Genomic DNA, 20794 nt, shown 5'->3' on the forward strand with positions numbered 1-20794 from the left:
TGGCTGCGCGTGCCTCGGCTAATTGCCCTTTAGTCGACGATGCTCAAAGTTACTCTGCGGTTCTTGGCTCGACCCATTTCGCTTTCATTGCTTGTGGCGGGCTCTTGCAGTCCACGTGCTTGGGTTGTGATGTTGCGCTGGTCCACGCCATAGCCGAGGAGTAGCCTAAATACCGTTGCCGCTCTGCGCTCGGATAAGGATTGGTTGTAATTGCTGGTGTGGCGACTGTCCGTATGGCCGACCAACAGAAACCTGCGTCCAGGAAACGGGTTGGCCTGGCTCATAAATGCGGACAAGCGGTCCAATTCTGAAGACATTAACTGATCGGCATTGGTGTCAAAGTAAAGGACCATTTCTTGCCGGCTAGCAGCCACCTGCGGGGGCTGATTTGGTTCTTTGAGGGCGGCAACTTGATTCCACTGCGAGGGTGACCACGTATTGCGATGCACTGGAGCAGCCACATGAGCGGGATCGCTGTGTGAAAAAAGAACTGCATCAGGTGCCGACAGGTTGGGCAGCCCAGAGCAGGCGCTCAGTGCAAAAAGGCTGGGCAAAAGGACAAAGGGTTGAAGGGCATACATGCAGGCTGCTTCCGAAGGGTTGAGGTAAAGAATCACTGTCTAGGGAGTACAGTCAATGGTCACGGTCAGATGCGGCGGGCTGTATAGGGCTCTGGTTGCTCAGCAGTCCCAAGCCTGTGGCAGTAGCCACCAGACCCAGCGAGGCCAGCTCCATCCAACTGCCCAGGCTGTGGTCCAGCCAGACGGCGTTGAACGCAATGTCTGTGTAATGAAAGGATACGTAGCGCATCAGGTGCACACCCAGGGTTCCACTGGCGCCCGCTAGCAGCAGGGTTTGAGGGAGACTATGTCCATTGACTTGCTGCAGCCACCTCCAGCCTGCCGCAAGCAGCAACAGCAGCGCCAGCAGCACGGCGAACTGCAGGAGGCGGCGTTCGCCATAGGCCCCATGCGCGCGGGCGAATGCACGGGCCCAGCGCAGCCACAACACATCACCTTGAAGCAAGGCGCTGGCCGCTGCCAGGAGATACAAGCCACCGACTTGCAGCCAGATCATTTGCAGGGTGCGCTGTGCCATTCTGGCCGAACGGCCTATATAAGCACAAACTAGGGCCGCCAGCAGGTAGGCCCACAACCGGCGGAAGTCGCAGGCGAGGTCTGCACCAGAATGTGTCAACAGGGCTTGCAAGGCGTCGTTCACGCTGCGCTCCCCCCCGTTCCCGATTCGCCCATGTGACAAAGGCTGTCTGACCGCTTGCAAGTCAATGGTCGTTGCACACGTGCTGGCTCCGCAACTCCCGCGTGTACACCGACCATAGGCTGTCGCGGCGACTGCTGATTGGAGACTTTCATTCCACTACCAGATGCTGCACGCAAGACAGTCGCAGATAGCGGCGTATCGACTGGGGTGTTTTTGTGAGACGCAGGTGCAACTGGCGTGCGGACAGTGCTTGTTCGAGCAGCAGCAGCAGGCCCAGAAAGCCGCTGTCAATGCTGTGCACCTCGGCCATATTCAGTAAGACGTTGCCATGGCCCTGTTCTACGCGGGTGAAAATCTCGCGTACGGGGGCAAGGTTGCTGCTATTCCAAGCGCCGCGCAGATGGACCAACTGAATTCCGTCCTGCTGCTGCAAATCGGCACAAGCTGCGCGCACATCGTCAGGTGTGGGTTTATGGGTTACTTGGTGCCAGGCCAACGGCAGCACGCGTGTGGCCAGCAGGCGCAGAAATGACAGGCCATCATTTAGGTAACGCCGTACCAGTGCGCTCTCTTCCTTGGCGCGCCAAACCCACTCAAGGCCGGCGTGCTGCATCCACTGCGGTGCGCGCTGAATATTGCCGGCGACAAAGTTGATGACGGCGCCCAAATGCCCAATGACCGGCGCCTCGATGTGCTGGTGATTGCGGCAAATCCAGTCCTGTCCCTTGGCCGCACCGAGCGACACTACCACCATGTCAGGTTCACTCTGGTTAATGCATTGCACCAGATCCTCGCGGGACATTTCGTCAGTGTTGACGAAGCCCGGATAAATATAACCAGTGGGCAGCACGCCGACCGACTGGTCGCCAATCGCAAGGCAGGCTGCCTGGCCAACGCCCATGGGTCCGCCAAAAAAGAAGACCCGCCACAGGCTTTCCGTCTGATGGCGCAGGCTATCGAACAGGTCGGAGCCGCTGACGCGCTCGCGTATGGGGATATGAAGCAATTTCGCAACCCATACCAAGGGCATGCCGTCCGCTAGGCTGAGGTTGCTCATGCATACCGATTCTCGGAATTCGGCCTGCTTCTGGCTTGCGATCACGAAATTCAGGTTGGGTGTTGAGAAGAAGCACTTAGACCGGTTGACGCGGGCCTTCTGCAAAAGACGAACGGCCTCTTCCATGGACATCGCGTCAATTGGGAGTCCCATGACACAGTGGACATTTCTGAAAAAGTCAGTCATAACGATTCGCTCGTAGGTTGCCACGCGAAGATTTCCGTAAACAGCATAGATTAAAACGGACTTTGATTCAGAGTGTGTTGCAGGATTGTGACTTCCCAGCACATCGGGAAAGTTTATGCTGCAGCCCGTGCGGTGATGCCCTTCGGTGCCCTTGCGCGCCTGCTAATCCGCTATTAAAGATTCAAACCTCTAGCCAATGCGTGTCACGGGCGGATGCTGCTGCAGCGTAAAGATATCGTTGATAGCTGGGCCGAGTCGCATCCCAGGCGCCGTGTTTGGAGTTTGAGCTTACGACATGAAACCACTTTGCACCCATTCAAGTAAACCGCCCCCCAAATGAATATCCTCGTTACCGGCGGAGTCGGATAAAGGGGCAGCCATACCTGCGTTGAGCTGTTGGGCGCGGGCCATAGCGTGACCGAGCTGGACAACTTCTGCAACAGCAAGCCCGAGTCCCTTCACCGCTAGGAGCGCCTAACTGGCAAGCCGGTTGCACGTGTTGTCGCCGATGTTCGTGATGGCGCAGCTCTCACAAGCGCCCTGCGCGAGAGTGGTGCCGAGGTGGTGATCCACTTTGCCGGGCTCAAGGCAGTGGACGAGTCGGTGGAGCACAGCTCTCCTACTACGATAACAATGCGATTGGCACCCTGCGCCTGCTCGAGTTCATGAACGCTTGCGGTGTAAATACGCTGATGTTCAGCAGTTCGGCCACCGTATAAAGAGACCCGCAGGGTGTGCCCAACAACCTGCCGCCCATTACGGCACAGGTGGCGGTGGGTCGGCGCGCGTTTTTGAATGTGTGGGGCAATGACTAAACCACGCCTGACGGTACCAGTGTGCGCGATTACATCCACGTGGGTGATTTGGCCCTGGGCCATTTGCGTGCCCTGTAAATACTGGGCCGATCGGTATTGGGCCAGTGCGCGGCCATCAACCTAGGCAAGGGCGTGGGCTTCAGCGGGCTGGACATGGTAAAGGACTTTAAGGCCGCTAGCGATAAGCCCATCACCTGCCAAGTGAAGCTGCGCCGCCTCGGCGATAAAGCCGCTTGCTACGCCGAGCCCACACAGGCCTAGGAGTTGCTCTGGGTTGGCAGGGCACGCGGGACCTGCATAGAATGTTTGCAGCTTCCTTGCGCTGGAAAAGTGGTAATCCGCGGGGATATGGCGGTTAGTTTTTTAAGGTAACCATGTACTTAAACACTCTAAATAACTTTGTGCAGCAATCGGGCGTGGCGTTTGGCACCAGCGGTGCCCGTGGTTTGGTAGCTGACATGAGCGACGGCTTGTGTTGGGCCTATACGGAGGCTTTTTTGCAAAGCGTCGCCTCAGATGGCACCCAAGTGGTACTTGGCCACGACCTGCGCCCCAGCAGCCCGCGCATTGCAGCCGCTTGCGCAGCCGCCATTGCGGCCAGCGGACGCAAGTGCATCTATGTGGGGGCACTGCCCACGCCAGCGGTGGCGTTTTATGCGGCGCAGTTGGGCGCACCGGCCATCGTGGTGACAGGCAGCCACATTCCGTTTGACCGCAACGGAATCAAGTTTTACCGCGCCAATGGCGAGATCTCCAAGAGTGATGAGAAGGCCATGCTGGCCGCGCAGGTGGAGGTGCCCGACCTATTAGTGAACGCCGTGCTGCCAGCGCCGGATACCCTTGCCAGCACAGTTTACGTACAGCGTTACCTGGATTATTTTGGTGCTGGCGCCCTTGACGGTGCGCGTGTGGCGGTATACGAGCATTCCAGCGTCGGGCGCGACGTATTGCGCACCATTTTGCAGGCCTTAGGTGCCCAGGTGGTCAGTCTGGGTCGCACCGAAAACTTTGTGCCCATAGATACCGAGGCAGTGCGCCCCGAAGACGTGGCCCAAGCCCGCCAGTGGGCGGGGGAGCACCGTTTTGACGCACTGCTTTCCACCGATGGCGATGCCGACCGACCGCTGATTGGCGACGAGTACGGCGAATGGCTGCGTGGTGACATGGTGGGGATCCTGTGTGCCCAGGCCTTACAAGCACGGGTGGTTGTGACGCCGGTTAGTAGCAATACCGCGGCGGAGCTGTGCGGCGTTTTTGCACAGGTTCTGCGAACACGCATCGGCTCGCCTTTTGTGATTGCTGGCATGGAGGAAGCGCTGGCGCAGCGCTTAAAGCAGACCGGCCCAGTGGTAGGTTATGAAGCTAATGGCGGCTTCTTGCTGGGCAGCGATGTGATACAGGGCGATCGCAGCTTGCAGGCTCTGCCCACCCGCGATGCTGTCTTGCCCATGCTGGCGCTGCTAGTGCTAGCTCGCCAGCGCGGCTGCAAGCTCTCTGCCCTGAGCGCCAATTTGCCCAAACGCTTTACTGCTAGTGACCGATTGCAGGGCTATGCGACTGAAAAGAGCCGTGCACTATTGCTGCAGCTGCAGGGTAATGCGGTTTTATTGGCGCAAACTTTGGCACCCGATTCCGGTGCGGTGATCGGCACAAACCAGACCGACGGTCTGCGCGTAAACTTTGCCAATGGCGACATCGTGCATCTGCGTCCCAGCGGCAATGCGCCCGAGCTGCGCTGCTATGCCGAAGCCGAGTCAGCCGAGCGGGCCAAGCGCTTGTGCGACGCGTGTTTGGTGCGAGTGGCTGCAGAAGTCTGAGGTGTAGGCGTACTTCGACCTGATTGGAACTGAGCCGACTTTGCGCGGTGTCGTAAGACTGTAGGTAGTTTAGAAGACATTGCGGCCTATCAAATTCGCTTACGGCAAGCTGGTTCAACAGATTTCGCAAGTTACTGCCGCGCTACGAGAAGCTCAGCCGCAGTTTCCTCGCACTCAACTACTTGGCAGCAGCCATCATGATGTTTAGCAAGATTAAGTCAGGGCAAAATATTGTTTACAGATAAGTTCTTAGAAACTGGGGGGCACCAATCGTGCTCGCGGTTTAGTGTTCCGCGTTTGCCTGAAAGTAAGCCTTGGATGTTGACGACTTCAGCGGCCACGATGCTGGGAGCGGTTTCATCAACCGCGGTCTGCGGGTTATAGCTGTAGTCAAAGCCATCACCGGCGCGCCTCATGATTCGCGCTTCGGGGTCCGTAAAGCTGTCCTGTCCCTTGGGTGCGGGGACACCGAAGTCACGTTGGTAGGGCTTGCCACCCTTGGGGTAGCCATCTTTGTCCTTGGGTTCGCGCTGGTCCTCAGGTTTACAGCCGCGCTGCGCGTCGCTTTGGCGCTGGCGCTCCTCCAGTCGTGCCTTGGTAGCCGCAATGGCCGCTAGGCACGCTTGCCTGCGCTCAATCTCTACAGGAATGTCAAGATCGGGCTCGTTCTTCTCTGATTCATCGGAGTTGCTGGCCTTCTTCACCAACGCCGCGATTTGTGCTTTGAGTTCAACCTCGGCGGTTTGCATGCGTGCATAGCTCATGGCCTTGTGGCGGCTGGCGTTGGCTTTGATCTTGGTGCCATCCACAGCAATGGTGCCCCGCTTGACCAGACCCATCTTGCGCGCCGATCGGACCACTTGGAAAAACAGATCCGTGAACTTCTTAAGGTGCAACGCCCGAGAGTCCCGGATCGTGTGGTGCGCTGGAAAGTTGTCCGCCGCAAGAACCCGAAAGGCCACATCTTCACGCAGCTTCAATCTTGCGTGAGCTGCATACACCTGTACCTCGTCCATCATGACCGGGTGAAACGACTGGTTGCGTGATAAGCAACCTGCATAACGCGTATGAAGGGCGCTCAGGCCTAGACTGTCCACCGTGTCACTCATAAAGTACGTCAAGTGCCCTTGCGCCAACCATTCCTGCAAAGCGCAGGGCAAAAGATACTCTTGGTACGGCTCATGAAGAACGTAACTGCTGTTCATTCCCAGTTAAGGTTCCAGCTCACATTGCGTTGCTAGGGACAACCCTAGTTTCTGCCCCCCGGACTCCTAGAGTCCGGTAAGCATCATATTTTTAACCCGTAGTCCAATCAAACAACCCGAGCCCTCTCCAACATCGCATGCAACAACACATTGCACCCTGCGGTGATGTGCTCCGGTTTCGCGTCTTCTATCTCGTTGTGGCTGATGCCGTCTTTGCAGGGAATGAAGATCATGCCGCTAGGCGCCAGCTTGGCCATGTAGACCGCGTCGTGGCCGGCGCCTGACACGGCGGGCATGTGGCTGTAGCCCAGGTTTTTTGCGGCGCGGCCTACGGCTTCTACGCAGTCGTCGTGAAAGGCAATCGCGTTGTAGCTGGACACCATTTCAATCTTCACGTCCACGCCGTGCTCTTTGGCGACGCTGGCGGCAAAGGCTTTCACCTCGTCGGCCATCTGGTCCACCAGGGCGTCGGTGCTGTTGCGCAAATCAATGCTGAACTTCACGCGGCCGGGAATCACGTTGCGGCTGTTGGGGAACACCTGCACCATGCCCACCGTGCCTCGGCCATGCGGCGGGTGGCGGTGGGCGGCGGCCACCACGTCTTGCATGATGCGGGTGGCGGCCAACATGGCGTCTTTGCGCAGGGCCATGGGGGTGGGGCCGGCGTGGGCTTCCATGCCGGTCACGGTGCAGTCAAACCAGCGGATGCCCAGCACGCCGCTGACCACGCCAATGGTCACGTCGTTGTCTTCCAGCACAGGGCCTTGTTCGATGTGCGTCTCGAAATACGCGCCAATCGGGTGGTCGCCGGGCTCCTGGTCGCCGATGTAGCCGATGCGCTCCAGTTCCCCCTTGACGGTTTTGCCCTCAAGGTCGGTGGCGGCATAGGCGTGCTCCAGCGTGAAGGCCTTGGCGAACACGCCCGAGCCCATCATCACCGGCACAAAGCGCGAGCCTTCTTCGTTGGTCCAGAAGGCCACTTCAATCGGCGCTTCGGTCTCAATGCCCAAGTCATTCAGGGTGCGCACCACCTCGATGCCCGCCAGCACGCCGTAGTTGCCATCGAACTTGCCGCCCGTGGGTTGGGTGTCGATGTGGCTGCCGGTCATGATGGGTGGCAGGCTGTTGTTGCGACCCGCGCGGCGCATGAAGCCGTTGCCGATCTTGTCGATGGTGACGGTCATACCTGCCTCTTTGGCCCAGCCAATGACCAAGTCGCGGCCCTGTTTATCGAGGTCGGTCAGCGTTAGGCGGCACACACCGCCTTTGGGCGTGGCGCCGATCTGTGCCAGCTCCATCAGCGAGGCCCAGAGGCGCTTGCCGTTGATGCGGATGCGCGATAAGTCGAGCACGGTGTCGATGTGGGTGTCGGTGGTCATGGTGCTTCCTTTAGCGTTTGACGGCGGTGGGGGCCAGGGTATCGGCGCGCAGTTTGCTGGCCGCAAAGTTGGAGCTGAACGGCGCGCGCTTGATATAGCGGCCCTTGCCCTGCACGGCGCGCAAGTCGCCCTGCACATAGACCAGTTCACCCCGGCTCACGGTGTGGCTGGGGATCCCCTTGACCTGGCGGCCTTCAAAGATATTGAAGTCGCCCTTGCTGAACTGGGTCTTGACCGACAAGGTCTTGGTGCCCGCCGGGTCCCACACCACCAAGTCGGCGTCTGCGCCCACGCTCACGCTGCCCTTTTGTGGGTAGATGTTGAACAGCTTGGCCGTGTTGGCGGAAGTGACCGCCACAAACTCGCTGGGCGTCAGGCGCCCGGTGTTCACGCCTTCGTCCCAGATGACAGCAAGGCGCTCTTCCACGCCGCCGCAGCCGTTGGGGATCTTGGTGAAGTCGTCTTTGCCGGCTGCCTTTTGCGCCGCGCAGAAGGTGCAGTGGTCGGTGGCGGTGGTGTGCAGGTTGCCGCTTTGCAGGCCGCGCCAGAGGAATTCGCTATTGCCCTTGGGTCGGAAGGGCGGACTCATGACGTGGGCTGCGGCAGTGGCAAAGTCGGGGTGGCGGTAAACGCTGTCGTCCAGCACCAGGTGGCCGGCCAACACCTCGCCATACACGCGCTGGCCGCGGGCACGGGCACGGGCAATGGCCTCGGCCGCTTCCACACAGCTCACGTGCACCACGTAGATGGGCACGTTCAGCACGTCGGCAATCGCAATCGCGCGGTTGGCGGCTTCGGCCTCCACCATGGGTGGGCGGGAGAGCGGGTGGCCTTCCGGGCCTTTGATGCCCATCTCGGACACAGTTTTCTGCAGCAGGTAAACCAGCTCGCCGTTCTCGGCGTGCACGGTGGGCATGGCGCCCAGCTCCAGGGAGCGCTTGAAGCTGTTCACCAGCGTTTCGTCGTCGCACATGATGGCGTTTTTGTAGGCCATGAAGTGCTTGAAGCTGTTCACGCCTTCCTCGTTGACCAGCGTGCCCATGTCTTTGCGCACCTGCTCGCTCCACCATGTGATGGCTACGTGGAAAGAGTAGTCCGACGCCGACTTCTCAGCCCAGCCGCGCCACTTCTTGTAGGCGTCCAGAATGTTTTCTTGCGGGTCGGGAATCACAAAGTCGATGATGGTGGTGTTGCCGCCCGCCAGACCGGCTGCCGTGCCGGTGAAGAAGTCGTCCATGGTGACCGTGCCCATGAATGGCAGCTGCATGTGGGTGTGCGGGTCAATGCCGCCGGGCATCACATACTGGCCACCCGCGTCCACCACCGTGGCGCCTGCGGGGGCGGTCAGATTCTCGCCCACGGCCACAATCTTGCCGTCTTGGGTGATGACGTCGGCCTTAAATTCACGGTCTGCGTTGACGACAGTGCCGCCGCGGATGAATAGGGTGTTCATGAAATGCTCCTAAAACGATAGCTGCTTGCGCAATAAGTACGAGGGCTGGAGGCCATTTTGATGCCTAAATGGCGCTCTATCAAGTCCGTTCAGGCACCTACCCGCATGGGGTTGTTGGGGTGCGTGGTCCAGTCGGCGTGCACGCCACTCACCGGCTTGCCGGTGCGCAGGTCCATCTCACCCACCGGCACATCGCGCAGGCTGATGGTGTCGGGCACCGGGCACACGGTCACGCACAGGTTGCAGCCCACGCATTCGTCTTCCTTCACCTCGAAGTGGCGCTTGCCATCTTTCTCGAAGGTGATGGCCTGGTGGCTGGTGTCTTCGCAGGCAATGTGGCAACGGCCGCATTGGATACAGCTGTCCTGGTTGATGACGGCCTTGCTCACATGGTTCAGGTTCAGGTAGCGCCAGTCGCTCACGGTAGGCACGGCTTTGCCCACGATCTCGCCCACGCTCTTGAAGCCCATTTCGTCCATGTAGTTCGAGAGACCGCTTTCCATCTCCTGCACGATCTTGAAGCCGTACACCATGGCCGCAGTGCACACCTGCACCGTGCCGGAGCCCAGGGCGATAAAGTCCAGCGCGTCCCGCCAGGTGCCGATGCCGCCAATGCCGGAAATCGGCAGGCCCGCAGTCTCGGGGTCACGCGCAATCTCGGCCACCATGTTCAGCGCAATCGGCTTCACGGCCGGGCCGCAGTAGCCGCCGTGGCTGCCCTTGCCGCCGGTGCTAGGCGACATGGTCAGGGTGTAGGGGTCCACACCCATGATGGAGTTGATTGTGTTGATCAGGCTCACAGCGTCGGCACCACCGCGCTTGGCCGCGCGGGCGGGGTTGCGGATGTCGGTGATGTTGGGGGTGAGCTTCACGATGACGGGCAGCTTGCTGTACTGCTTGCACCACTCGGTCACCATCTGAATGTACTCAGGCACCTGGCCCACGGCGGCACCCATGCCGCGTTCGCTCATGCCGTGCGGGCAGCCGAAGTTGAGCTCAATGGCGTCGGCACCGGTGTCTTCCACGCGGGGCAAGATGGCTTTCCAGCTTTCTTCCTGGCAGGGCACCATGAGCGACACCACCATGGCGCGGTCGGCCCAGTTGCGCTTCACTTCGGTGATTTCGCGCAGGTTGAGTTCCAGGTCGCGGTCGGTGATCAGTTCGATGTTGTTAAAGCCGTTCAAGCGGCGGTCAGCGGATAGCAACGCGCCGTAGCGCGGGCCATTGACGTTGACGACCGGAGGGCCGGCTTCTCCCAATGTCTTCCAGACCACGCCGCCCCAGCCGGCTTCGAAGGCGCGGTTGACGTTGTAGGCCTTGTCGGTAGGCGGTGCAGAGGCGAGCCAGAAGGGGTTGGGGCTTTTGACGCCGGCAAAGGTGGTTTCTAAATTGGCCATGGTGTTTCTCCGGAATGCGTGGGTTCAGGTGGAAGAGCGCGCAGGCCCCTCAAGCGGACATGAAAGCGTGAATGGCGTGGGCGGCTTGTTTGCCGTGCTCCACAGCTTCCACCGTCAGGTCCAGCCCGCCGGCACGGCAGTCGCCGCCGGCCCACACGCCCTTCAGGTTGGTGGTGCCGGCTGCATCGGTGGCGATGCGGCCGTCCTTCAGGGTCAGGCCGGCCTCGGCCAGCACCGGGTTGCCCAGCTTCTGGCCGATGGCCTTGAGCACCGTGTCGGCCTCCCAGGTGATCTCGCGGCCAGTGGGGGTGAGCTTGCCGTCCACCAAGGCCTGCTCGGCAAAGCGCACTGCGCTGGCATGGCCGTCCGTGCCGAGGATCTCGACCGGCGCGAGCCAGTTGTGGAGCACCACGCCATTGGTTTGAGCCCACTCCTGCTCCGCTTTGGAGGCCCCCATGCTGTCCACGCCCCGGCGGTACACCATGTGCACCACCTTGGCACCCAGCAGCTTGCTTTGCACGGCAGCGTCTACTGCCGTCATGCCGCCACCGATCACCACCACGCGGCGGCCTACCGGCAGGGTAGAGAGGTCTTTGGTCTGGCGCAGGGTGGCGATGAAGTCCACCGCGTCTTGCACACCGCCGAGGCTGTCGCCGGGCACGCCCAGTTGCTGCGTGGTGAACAGGCCCATGCCGAGGAACACGGCTGCGTAGTCTTTGCGTAAGGCTTCGAGTTGCGCCACGGTTTCGAGCTTCCAGTTCGGGGTGATGGTGATGCCGCCGATCTCCAGCAGCCAGGCGATTTCGCGCTGGGCAAAGTCGTCCGGGGTTTTGTAGCTGGCCAGGCCGTATTCGTTCAAGCCGCCCGCTTTGGGCTTGGCGTCAAACACTTCCACGTCGTGGCCTTGGCGGGCCAGGGTGTAGGCACAGGCCAAGCCTGCAGGCCCTGCGCCCACCACCGCTACCTTTTTGCCGGTGGCGGGCGCGCGGGTAAAGACCTGGGGTTTGGCGCTCTCCATGAGTGCGTCCACCGCGTGGCGCTGCAGTCGGCCGATGGCCACGGGCCGGTCCTCTTGCGTGTTGCGCACGCAGACGGCTTCGCACAAGTTTTCGGTGGGGCACACGCGGGCGCACATGCCGCCCAAGGGGTTGCTGTCCAGAATGGTCTGGGCGGAGCCGCGCAGGTTGCCATCAGCAATGCGCTTGATGAAAGACGGTACATCAATGCTGGTGGGGCAGGCGGTAGCGCAAGGGGCGTCAAAGCAATACAAGCAGCGTTCGGCTTCCAGCAAAGCTTGCGACGCGGTAAAGCGCGGGGTGGCGTCGGCAAAGCGTTGGGCGTATTCCTCGGTGGCGAGGCGGCCTGCACGAACGTCGGCAGTAGAAGAAGAGGGGGTGGACACGCTGGCAACTCCTTAAAAAACTGACCGTTTGGTCAAGTCATGGTGTGCATGCTAGCAATCCACGTGCCATGCTGTAACTAGGGGTTTGCACCATAAAACCGCCTGCAAACAGGCAACCTGCACCGCCATGAGGTGCAGGAAAAGTGCAGGGCCCCTGTTTTGGGGCGCGGGTTTCGGGGCGTGGCTAGCGCGCTGTGTCGCTAGCGGTGTCAGGCCTGGACACTGTCTGGAGCCACGTGCTGAAAAGCTCCACCGCCGGACCTGCGTCGGTGCTTTCCGGTAGCACCAGGTAATAGCGCCGTTCACCGGCCAAGGGGGCGGGGTGGGCCAGCACCAGTTCTCCCCGTGCCAGCTCTGCTTCGATGAGCAGCCGGGGGATGAGCGCCACGCCCATGCCGCACGCCGCGGCCGATGAAGCCATGGAGAACTGCTCGTAGCGCGGCCCGGCAATGGCGTTGGGCGCTTCGAAGCCTTGCGCGGAAAACCAGTTCTGCCAACTGTCAGGGCGGGTGCTTTGCTGTAGTAGGGGCAGCTGGGCCACCTCTGCAACGCTTAAGGCCTTGCGCCCCCGCAGCAAGGCGGGGCTGCACACCGCCACCACCTGCTCTTGCAGGAGCGGGTAGCTGCGGGTCCCCGCCCAGTGCCGGATTTGCAGCTCGGTGCAAGCGAAGATGGCCGCATCGAACGGGGTGTCGTTGAACAGAAACGGGCGCGTCCGGGTATCTATGTGCACCACCGTATTCGGATACCTGGCATGAAAGTCCGGCAGACGCGGCAAGAGCCAGCGCGCCGCAAAGGTGGGCACACTCGCCAGGTGCACCGCACCGCCGTGGCCGCGGGTGGACATGAGGTCCAGGGTGTCTTGCTCCAGCCCGCGCAGCCGCGCGGCAACCTGGGTGGCGTAGCGGGTGCCGGCACCGGTGAGTGCCACGCCGTGCCGGGTGCGGCGGAACAGGGCCATGCCTACCAACTCTTCGAGCGCGGTGATCTGACGCGAAATAGCACTCTGGGTCAGCGACAGCTCTTGTGCCGCCCGGGTGAAGCTCTCATGGCGGGCCGCCGCCTCAAAGCACAGCAGGGCCTGAGTGGCAGGGATTTTTCGTCGCATCGTGGGTCAGGGCTGGGTGTTTTGGAGGGCCAGTAAATCACGCACATGCTGTGCGCGTTGCCGGGCCTGCGTGAGTTGGTCGGGGTGCAGGGTGGCAATGAGCAGGGTTTCTTCGCGCCCGGCCTGTGCGAGCGCGCTGCCGTCCGGCCCGGCCACCACGCTCAAGCCGCCGTAGTGCAGCGGTTCCTCGGTGCCGGTGAAGTTGGCGTAAGCCACCGCGAGCTGGTTTTCATACGCGCGCACCGGCACCAATGAGCGGGCTACAAAGTCATAGTCCGACATGTTGGCGGTGGGCACGGCCACCAGGTCGGCACCGGCCAACGCCAAGGCGCGGACGGCTTCCGGAAACTCCACGTCGTAGCAAATCAGCAAGCCGACTTTCCAGCCGCTCAGCTCGACCAACCGGGCGCTGGGGGGCGCGGCCGCGAACTGGCTGCGGTCCAGCTCGCCAAACAAGTGGGCTTTGCGGTAGTTCAGGCGGGGCAGGCCGGTGGCATCTATCCACTGAGCGGCGTTGTACACACGCCCCTCTGTATCCCGCTCGGGGTAGCCGTACACCACCGCGAGTTGGTGGCGCCGGGCCATAGCGGCCACCGCAGCGGCCCAAGCACCATCAGCCGCTTGGGCCAGGGTCTGCACCGCCGGGGCGCCAATAGCGTAGCCGGTGAGACACATTTCGGGGCACACCAGGAGCGTGGCTCCGGCGCGGGAGGCTTCGCGCGCCGCCGTTTCGAGGCGCGCCAGATTGCCCGGCACATCTAGCGGAGCCGGCGCACACTGCCACAGTGCGAGAGTGAGGGGCGTGCGCATGGGCGTCAGTCCGGCAGCGCCATGGGGCCCAGCGTGTCGAGCACGTCGCCGGGGCCGGGGTTGTCGGGGTGGCTGCGCCCGCCCAGGTGCTGCACGATGCCCCACACCGCATTCAGCGATGTCTGCACCGCGCCCTCCGCCCAAGCCGGGGTCCAGGACACATCGTCACCGGCAATGAAAATGCCGCGCTGCGCCACGGGCAGCTGGTCTTGTTTGAAGTGCGCATACATGCGCTGGTTGTAGCGGTAGTGGCCCGGCAGGGCCCCCTTAAAGGCGCCTAAAAAATAGGGGTCCGCTTCCCACGACACACAAATCGGGTCGCCAATGATGTGGCTCGCAATATCCACCTTGGGGTAGATTTTTTTGAGCGCCTGCAGCGCCAGCTTCACCCGCTTTTCGGGGGATTGCGGCAGCATTTTGAGGGCATCGCCCATCCAGGCGTACGACAGGCAGATCACGGCAGGCTGGTCGGGCCCGTTGTCAAACAGGTAGGTGCCGCGGGTGAGCCGGTCGGTGAGCGTCATGCTCATGAGGTCGCGGCCGGTCTCGGGGTCTTTGTCTTTCCAGAACGGGCGGTCCACCATCACAAAGGTCTTGCTGGACTGCATGTAGCGGGTGCGGTCCAGCGCCATCCACATCTTGTGTGAGAACAGGGACTCTTCGACCGCAATCTGGGTGGTCAGCAGCCAGCTCTGGCAGGTGGTCAGCACTGCGCGGTAGTGGCGCGTGTCGCCCCAGCAGTCGGTCACGGCCAGCCGTCCATCCGGGGCGCGGGCAATGGCGGCGACCCCGGCACGGGTGGCGCCTGAGTGCAGGCTTTGCAGGGTGGTGCCGGCCGGCCAGTGGACCGGCGCTGCCGGAGCGTGGCGCCACAAGCCGTGCGGAACCTGGTCGGCGCCGCCCACAATCAAGCGCTGGTTTTCGTCGCACTGGGTGAGCACGACCCGCAGGATTTCGAGCATGGAGTTGGGAAAGTCGGAGTCCCAGCCTCCGGTGCCGAAGCCGACCTGCCCGAACACCTCGCGGTGCCGGAAGGACAGCGCCGAGAAGGCTTTGGAGTTGGCAATGAAATCGTAGAAGGTGCGGTCGTCCCAAAGCGGCACCAAGGTATTCCACAGGCGCTTGAGGGCGGGAACATCCCGCCGCCGGATGGCGTCTTGCAGGTCCGAGAAGCGTGCATCGTCTTCCAGGGCCTGAGCCCAAGCGGCTGCCACTTCCTGAAAAATGGCGGGAAGGTCGCTCAGGGCGGCTGCGTAGTGGGTTTCGCCTTCGAGGTCGATCACCGTGCTGCCGGAGGCGGGGGTGAGCGGGTTGGGGAAGTCGCGGGTTTGCAGACCGAGTTGATTCACATAGTGATAGAACGCGGTGCCGGAGACCGGAAAACGCATGCCGCCCAGCTCGGCCACGGTGTTGCGGGTGCCTTCAAACACCTGCGAACGCAGGCGGCCGCCCATTTTGGAGGCTTCGTAGATCACCGGCTTGAGGCCGAGTTTCATCAACTCGTAGGCGGCCACCATGCCGGCCATGCCGGCACCCACAATGGCGACCTCTTCCCCCAGGCAGTGGGGCGGCAATTGCCCTAAGCCGGCGGGGTGCGCGATCCAGTCGTCAAAAGCGAAGGGAAAGTCGGGTCCGAAGATGGTGACCGGAGGCCGCTGCCCGGTTGCGTGGTGTGTGCTGTGCTCGCCCATGGCCAAAGCCCCTCCAAGAAAACCGGCACTATGGCATAGCTATGCGCGAATCGCAACAGTGGACGCAAATTTCGCTGATATATAGCGAAATTTAGATTAAAGTATTTCTAAAACTCATAACTGTGTGCGTAAGCCTTGATTGCGGGATGCTGTGCCCGCGGCTACCATCGGCACTCCCTATTTCGCTTTGGAGCTCCCATGTCGCACGCCGCCTTCAACTGGCAAGACCCGTTTTTGCTGGACAGCCAACTCTCGGACGATGAGCGCATGGTGCGCGACGCCGCAGCGGCTTATTGCCAGGACAAGTTGCTCCCCCGCGTGACCCAAGCCTTCCGGGACGGCAGCACCGACCCGGCCATCTTCCGGGAAATGGGAGCCTTAGGGCTGCTCGGCCCCACCATCCCCGAGCAATACGGCGGCCCCGGCTTGAACTACGTGGCCTACGGTTTGATTGCCCGCGAGGTGGAGCGGGTCGACAGCGGCTACCGCAGCATGATGAGCGTGCAGAGCAGCTTGGTGATGGTGCCTATCTTCGAGTTCGGCACCGAGGCCCAGCGCCAGAAGTACCTGCCCAAACTGGCCACCGGCGAGTGGATTGGTTGTTTCGGCCTGACCGAGCCGGACCACGGCTCCGACCCCCAGAGCATGGCCACCCGCGCCCACAAGGTAGCGGGCGGCTACAAGCTCAGTGGCAGCAAGATGTGGATCAGCAACAGCCCCATTGCCGATGTGTTTGTGGTGTGGGCCAAAGAGGTCAGCGAGTCCGGTGCCGTGGGGCCTATCCGAGGCTTCGTGCTGGAGAAGGGCATGCCGGGCCTGAGTGCGCCGGCAATTCACGGCAAGGTGGGCTTGCGCGCCAGCATCACCGGCGAGATCGTCATGGATGGTGTGTTTTGCCCCGAAGAAAACGCCTTCCCCGAGATCCGTGGCCTCAAAGGGCCGTTCACCTGCCTCAACAGCGCGCGCTATGGCATTGCCTGGGGTGCACTGGGCGCGGCCGAGGACTGCTGGCTGCGCTCCCGCCAGTACACGCTGGATCGCAAGCAGTTCGGCCGCCCGCTCGCGGCCAACCAGCTGATTCAAAAGAAGCTGGCCGACATGCAGACCGAAATCGCGCTGGGCCTGCAAGGCTGCCTGCGCCTGGGTCGCATGAAAGACGAGGGCACGGCGGCGGTAGAAATTACCTCCATCCTCAAGCGCAACTCCTGCGGCAAGGCCCTGGACATTGCCCGCCTGGCCCGCGACATGATGGGCGGCAACGGCATCAGCGACGAGTTTGGTGTGGCGCGTCACCTCGTCAATTTGGAGGTGGTCAACACCTATGAAGGCACGCACGACATTCACGCCCTGATCCTGGGGCGTGCGCAAACCGGTATTGCGGCGTTTGCCAACTGAAGCGGGTTCAACCCCATGCCCCGGCGGTGGGGCATGGCATAAACTCCGGCGCAACTTGTTCGTGTCTGAGACTGCATGCCCGCCACCCCTGATTCCGCCGCTACCTTGAGCCAAGAGCCCGTGACCCTGCTGGAGGTCGCGAAGGTGGCCGGCGTGTCGCCGAGCACGGTGTCCCGCATTTTGAACGGCACTGCCAAAGTGGCGCCTGCCAAGCGGGAAGCGGTGGAGGCCGCGATTGCACAGCTCAAATTCCGCCCCAACATTTTTGCCCGCAGCCTGAAAACCGGCATCACCATGACGGTGGGGGTGCTCACCCAGTCGATCGAGAGCCAGTTTTACTCGCGCGCACTCAAGGGCATTGAAGTGGGGCTGGAGGCCAGCGGACACTCCCCCATCATTGTGAGCGGCCACTGGAATGCGGCGACCGATGTCGCCAGCCTCAAGCTGCTCACCTCGCGGCGGGTGGACGGGGTGATTATTTTGACCAGTGACATCGCAGATTCCGATGTGCTGCAGGTGGCGACCCAGCAGCCTGTCGTCATAACCGAGCGCGACCTCGAAGGCCCGAACCTGCGCTCTATCCATGTCGACCAGAAATTCGGCGGCTATCTCGCTACCCGCCATTTGCTGTCTTTAGGGCACACCCGTATCGCCCACATCGCAGGCGTGGAGAACCGGGCTGACGCGCAGGGCCGCTACCTTGGCTATCTGGAGGCCCATGCCGAGGCAGGTGTGGAGCCGGACCCGCGCCTCCTGGTGCGTGGCAATTTCACCGACAAGGGCGGTCACTTGGCCGCGCAGCGTCTGATCGGTAGCGGCGTCCCGTTCTCTGCCATTTTTTGCGCTAACGACGACACCGCGCTCGGCGCACGCCTAGCGCTCTATCAGCGGGGCCTGCGGGTGCCGGAAGATGTGTCGCTGGTGGGGTTTGACGACATGCCCACTTCCAGCTTCATGACGCCGCCGCTGACCAGCGTGCGCCAGCCGGTGTACGAGGTGGGCCTGTATGCCGCCCGCATGCTGCTGGACATGATGGGCTACCCCGCAGAGGCCGTGCAACTGCCCCCGCTGGAGCTCATGGTGCGCGAGACCACGCGCCAGGTTTAGCGGGCGCGCTGGCTGGCAATGAATTCGCGGTAGCGCAGGGCACTGTCTTTCAGGGTGCGCGCTTGGGTGGCGTAGTCCACATGCACCAGGCCGAAGCGTTTGTCATAGCCGCTGGCCCATTCGAAGTTGTCCATCAGGCTCCAGTAGAAGAAGCCGCGCACATCCACGCCCGCGGCCATGGCCTCGTGCAGGGCTTGCAGGTGGGTTTGCATGTAGGCCTGACGGCCGGGGTCGCTCACCCGGCAATCGACCACGGTGTCGGCCTCGGCAAAGCCGTTTTCGGTGATGAAGATGGGGGGCAGGGTGTAGTCGCGGTGGATGCCTTGCAGCAAGTCGTTCAGGCCGCGGGCGTAGTTTTCCCAGCCCATGTCTGACACGCCGTCCACGTTGGGCGCGGGCACGGGCGGTGTGCTGGTGCTGGCCCAGATGCGGGTGTAGTAGTTGATGCCCAGAAAGTCGAGCGGCTGGGCAATGATGTCGAAGTCACCGGCCTCCATGTTGTCGGGCTGCGCCAGCTCCGGCCCCTGGGGGTAGGCCTTCTTGAAAATAGGGTCCATGTACCAGCGTACAAAGCGGTCGTACTCGCGCTGCGCACGCACTTGGTCGGCAGGGCTGTCGGTGGCGGCGGTGGTAGGGGACTGGTTCAGCACAATGCCCAGCGGTGCTTTGACACCCGCTGCGCGCATGGATTGCAAGGCCAGCCCGTGCGAGAGCAGCAGGTTGTGCGACACCCGCAGCATGGCGGGCACGTCTTTTTTGCCGGGAGCAAAGATGCCCATGTCGTAGCCCAGTGTGGCGGTGCACCAGGGCTCGTTGTGGGTGGCAATACTGGCCACCCGGCTGCCCAGCAGGCGGCCCATGCGCTCGGCATAGTCGGCAAAGCGGTAGGCGGTATCGCGGGCTTCCCAGCCTTGCTGCAGGTCTTGCAGGCCTTGCGGAAGGTCCCAGTGGTAGAGGGTGGCGTAGGGCGCAATGCCGCGCTTGAGCAAACCGTCGACCAGACGCTCGTAAAAGTCCAGGCCTGCGGTGTTCCAGCCACCGTAGCCGAGCGGCTGCACGCGGGACCAGGCGATGGAGAAGCGGTAGCTGTCCACGCCCAGACTCTGAATCATGTCGAGGTCGGACTCCAGCCGGTTGTAGTGGTCGCAGGCTACATCGCCGGTGTCGCCGTGCACCACTTTGCCGGGGGTGTGCGAGAAAGTGTCCCAGATGGAGGGGGCCCGCCCGTCCTGCGCGGCGGCGCCTTCGATCTGGTAGGCGCTGGTGGCAACGCCCCAACGGAAATCGGAGGGAAAAGGGGGCAGGGGGAATGTCTCGGGAGAGGTCACGGGGTGTCCTTGCATTATTCTCATTTGAAATCGTTTTCAGGTGCGGATTTTACGGGCGAAACACCGCCTGTCAAACCCACTGCAGAAGCTACTATGGAAGCCCCCCTGCACGGAAGCCGGTATGACCCTCCCCACCCCTCGCCAAGGCGCCTTGTCGCACCTCAAAGTTCTGGACTTGTCCCGCGTATTGGCCGGCCCATGGTGCACCCAGATGCTGGCCGACCTGGGGGCCGATGTGGTCAAGGTGGAGCGCCCCATAGCGGGCGATGACACCCGCCACTGGGGCCCGCCCTTCATGCCCGACACCGACGGTCAGCCCACACCGCACGCCACCTATTTCACCGCGTGCAACCGGAACAAACGCTCGGTCACTATCGATATGTCCACGCTGGAAGGGCAGGGCCTGATCCAGCAGATGGCGTTGCAAAGCGACATTCTGGTAGAGAACTTCAAGGTCGGCGGGTTGGCCCACTACGGGCTGGACTACGCCAGCCTGAAGGCCCTGAACCCGCGGCTGATCTATTGCTCCATCACCGGCTTCGGCCAGACCGGCCCGTACGCCGAGCGGGCGGGCTACGACCTGATGATCCAGGCCATGAGCGGCATGATGAGCATCACCGGCCGGGCCGACGGTGCGCCCGGCGGCGGGCCCCAACGGGCGGGAGTGGCGATTACCGATGTGTTTACCGGCATTTACGCCACCAGCGCCATCTTGGCGGCGGTGGAAATGCGGCACCGCACCGGCGAGGGACAGCACATTGATATGGCGCTGCTGGACGTGGGCATGGCCATTCTGGCCAACCAGGCCGCGGGCTTTATCAACACCGGAGCCGAGCCGCAGCGCATGGGCAACGCCCACCCCAGCCTCGTGCCCTACCAGGACTTTCCCACGCTGGACGGCGCCATGTTGCTGGCGATAGGTAACGATGGCCAGTTCGCCCGCTTTTGCGCCGCAGCCGGCCGGCCGGAGTGGGCGCAAGACGCGCGCTTCACCACCAACACGCTGCGGGTGGAGCACCGTGCCACCCTCGTGCCCCTCATGAGCGAGACCACCCGAACCCGCACCACGGCCGACTGGATCGCGCTGCTCGAAGACAAAGCCGTGCCTTGCGGCCCCATCAACACCCTGGCCAGTGCCTTTGCAGACCCGCAGGTCCAAGCCCGTGGTTTGGTGCTAAAACAGCCTTTGGCCAAGACAAATAGTGCGCCTGATGCTCCTGAAAGCATAGCAAATGACATGAAAAAGGGGGCTGCAGAAATCCGCACCGTGGCAAGCCCTATGCGCTTGTCCGCCGCACCGGTGCAGCTGCGTTATGCGCCGCCTGCGCTAGGCGAGCACACCACCGAGGTGCTGCAGGAACTGGGTCTGGACGCTGCGCGCATCCAGTCCCTGCAGCAACAGGGCGTTGTCTAAGTCAGTGGG

The 20794-nt window shown here is 62.2% G+C and carries 15 protein-coding genes and 3 pseudogenes; 6 read left to right on the forward strand and 12 right to left on the reverse strand.

Going from position 1 to position 20794, the window contains the following annotated elements:
- Nucleotides 1-29: 29 nt before the first annotated feature.
- From QZW03_RS10475 to QZW03_RS10485, 3 genes are all read right to left on the reverse strand, one after another.
- Nucleotides 30-581: an OmpA family protein gene (locus QZW03_RS10475; RefSeq protein ID WP_296509946.1), complete on the reverse strand. Its 552-nt coding sequence runs from the start codon at nucleotides 579-581 to the stop codon at nucleotides 30-32.
- 52 nt (nucleotides 582-633) lie between these two features.
- A complete protein-coding gene (locus QZW03_RS10480) occupies nucleotides 634-1221 on the reverse strand; it encodes a hypothetical protein (protein ID WP_296509947.1) in 588 nt (195 codons plus the stop codon).
- A gap of 148 nt (nucleotides 1222-1369) precedes the next feature.
- The gene (locus QZW03_RS10485) at nucleotides 1370-2464 is read right to left on the reverse strand and encodes a WecB/TagA/CpsF family glycosyltransferase (RefSeq protein WP_296509948.1); all 1095 of its coding nucleotides are present in this window, start codon (nucleotides 2462-2464) and stop codon (nucleotides 1370-1372) included.
- A gap of 393 nt (nucleotides 2465-2857) precedes the next feature.
- On the opposite strand from QZW03_RS10485, the pseudogene QZW03_RS10490 reads away from it, so the two are divergent.
- The 3 genes and pseudogenes from QZW03_RS10490 to QZW03_RS10500 form a co-directional block, all read left to right on the forward strand.
- Nucleotides 2858-3638 (forward strand): annotated as a pseudogene (locus QZW03_RS10490) (GDP-mannose 4,6-dehydratase).
- Between the two features lie 15 nt (nucleotides 3639-3653).
- Nucleotides 3654-5096, forward strand: a complete 1443-nt coding sequence (locus tag QZW03_RS10495) for a phosphomannomutase (protein ID WP_296509949.1) — start codon at nucleotides 3654-3656, stop codon at nucleotides 5094-5096.
- Between the two features lie 107 nt (nucleotides 5097-5203).
- Nucleotides 5204-5341, forward strand: a pseudogene (locus QZW03_RS10500) (IS5/IS1182 family transposase); the annotation flags it as partial.
- A gap of 75 nt (nucleotides 5342-5416) precedes the next feature.
- Here the strand turns inward: QZW03_RS10500 and QZW03_RS10505 are convergent.
- From QZW03_RS10505 to QZW03_RS10540, 8 genes and pseudogenes are all read right to left on the reverse strand, one after another.
- A pseudogene (locus QZW03_RS10505) lies at nucleotides 5417-6301 on the reverse strand (IS5/IS1182 family transposase); the annotation flags it as partial.
- Between the two features lie 107 nt (nucleotides 6302-6408).
- Nucleotides 6409-7680, reverse strand: a complete 1272-nt coding sequence (locus QZW03_RS10510) for a Zn-dependent hydrolase (protein WP_296509950.1) — start codon at nucleotides 7678-7680, stop codon at nucleotides 6409-6411.
- 10 nt (nucleotides 7681-7690) lie between these two features.
- A complete protein-coding gene (gene hydA / locus QZW03_RS10515; RefSeq protein ID WP_296509951.1) occupies nucleotides 7691-9133 on the reverse strand; it encodes a dihydropyrimidinase in 1443 nt (480 codons plus the stop codon).
- Nucleotides 9134-9222: 89 nt separating this feature from the next.
- Nucleotides 9223-10530, reverse strand: coding sequence for an NAD-dependent dihydropyrimidine dehydrogenase subunit PreA (preA, locus tag QZW03_RS10520; RefSeq protein WP_296509952.1), 1308 nt, complete (start codon nucleotides 10528-10530; stop codon nucleotides 9223-9225).
- 49 nt (nucleotides 10531-10579) lie between these two features.
- Entirely contained in the window at nucleotides 10580-11932 is a 1353-nt protein-coding gene (locus QZW03_RS10525; RefSeq protein ID WP_296509953.1) for an NAD(P)-dependent oxidoreductase, read from the reverse strand.
- A 184-nt stretch (nucleotides 11933-12116) separates the two neighbouring features.
- Nucleotides 12117-13040: a LysR family transcriptional regulator gene (locus QZW03_RS10530; protein ID WP_296509954.1), complete on the reverse strand. Its 924-nt coding sequence runs from the start codon at nucleotides 13038-13040 to the stop codon at nucleotides 12117-12119.
- Nucleotides 13041-13046: 6 nt separating this feature from the next.
- Nucleotides 13047-13850, reverse strand: a complete 804-nt coding sequence (locus QZW03_RS10535; RefSeq protein ID WP_296509955.1) for a carbon-nitrogen hydrolase family protein — start codon at nucleotides 13848-13850, stop codon at nucleotides 13047-13049.
- A 5-nt stretch (nucleotides 13851-13855) separates the two neighbouring features.
- Nucleotides 13856-15541, reverse strand: a complete 1686-nt coding sequence (locus tag QZW03_RS10540) for an NAD(P)/FAD-dependent oxidoreductase (protein ID WP_296509956.1) — start codon at nucleotides 15539-15541, stop codon at nucleotides 13856-13858.
- Nucleotides 15542-15739: 198 nt separating this feature from the next.
- On the opposite strand from QZW03_RS10540, the gene QZW03_RS10545 reads away from it, so the two are divergent.
- Both QZW03_RS10545 and QZW03_RS10550 read left to right on the forward strand, forming a co-directional pair.
- Nucleotides 15740-16936, forward strand: coding sequence for an acyl-CoA dehydrogenase (locus tag QZW03_RS10545; RefSeq protein ID WP_296509957.1), 1197 nt, complete (start codon nucleotides 15740-15742; stop codon nucleotides 16934-16936).
- 75 nt (nucleotides 16937-17011) lie between these two features.
- Nucleotides 17012-18043, forward strand: a complete 1032-nt coding sequence (locus QZW03_RS10550) for a LacI family DNA-binding transcriptional regulator (RefSeq protein ID WP_296509958.1) — start codon at nucleotides 17012-17014, stop codon at nucleotides 18041-18043.
- Here the strand turns inward: QZW03_RS10550 and QZW03_RS10555 are convergent.
- On the reverse strand, nucleotides 18040-19386 hold the full coding sequence (locus tag QZW03_RS10555; RefSeq protein WP_296509959.1) for a GH1 family beta-glucosidase: 1347 nt from the start codon (nucleotides 19384-19386) through the stop codon (nucleotides 18040-18042). The two genes, QZW03_RS10550 and QZW03_RS10555, sit on opposite strands and share 4 nt — an antisense overlap.
- 106 nt (nucleotides 19387-19492) lie before the next feature.
- Between QZW03_RS10555 and QZW03_RS10560 the strand changes: the two genes are divergently transcribed.
- Entirely contained in the window at nucleotides 19493-20785 is a 1293-nt protein-coding gene (locus QZW03_RS10560; RefSeq protein ID WP_296509960.1) for a CaiB/BaiF CoA-transferase family protein, read from the forward strand.
- The last annotated feature ends 9 nt before the right edge of the window (nucleotides 20786-20794 follow it).

It is taken from the genome of Rhodoferax sp. (genome assembly GCF_013297935.1).
Taxonomy (GTDB): Bacteria; Pseudomonadota; Gammaproteobacteria; order Burkholderiales; family Burkholderiaceae_C; genus Allorhodoferax.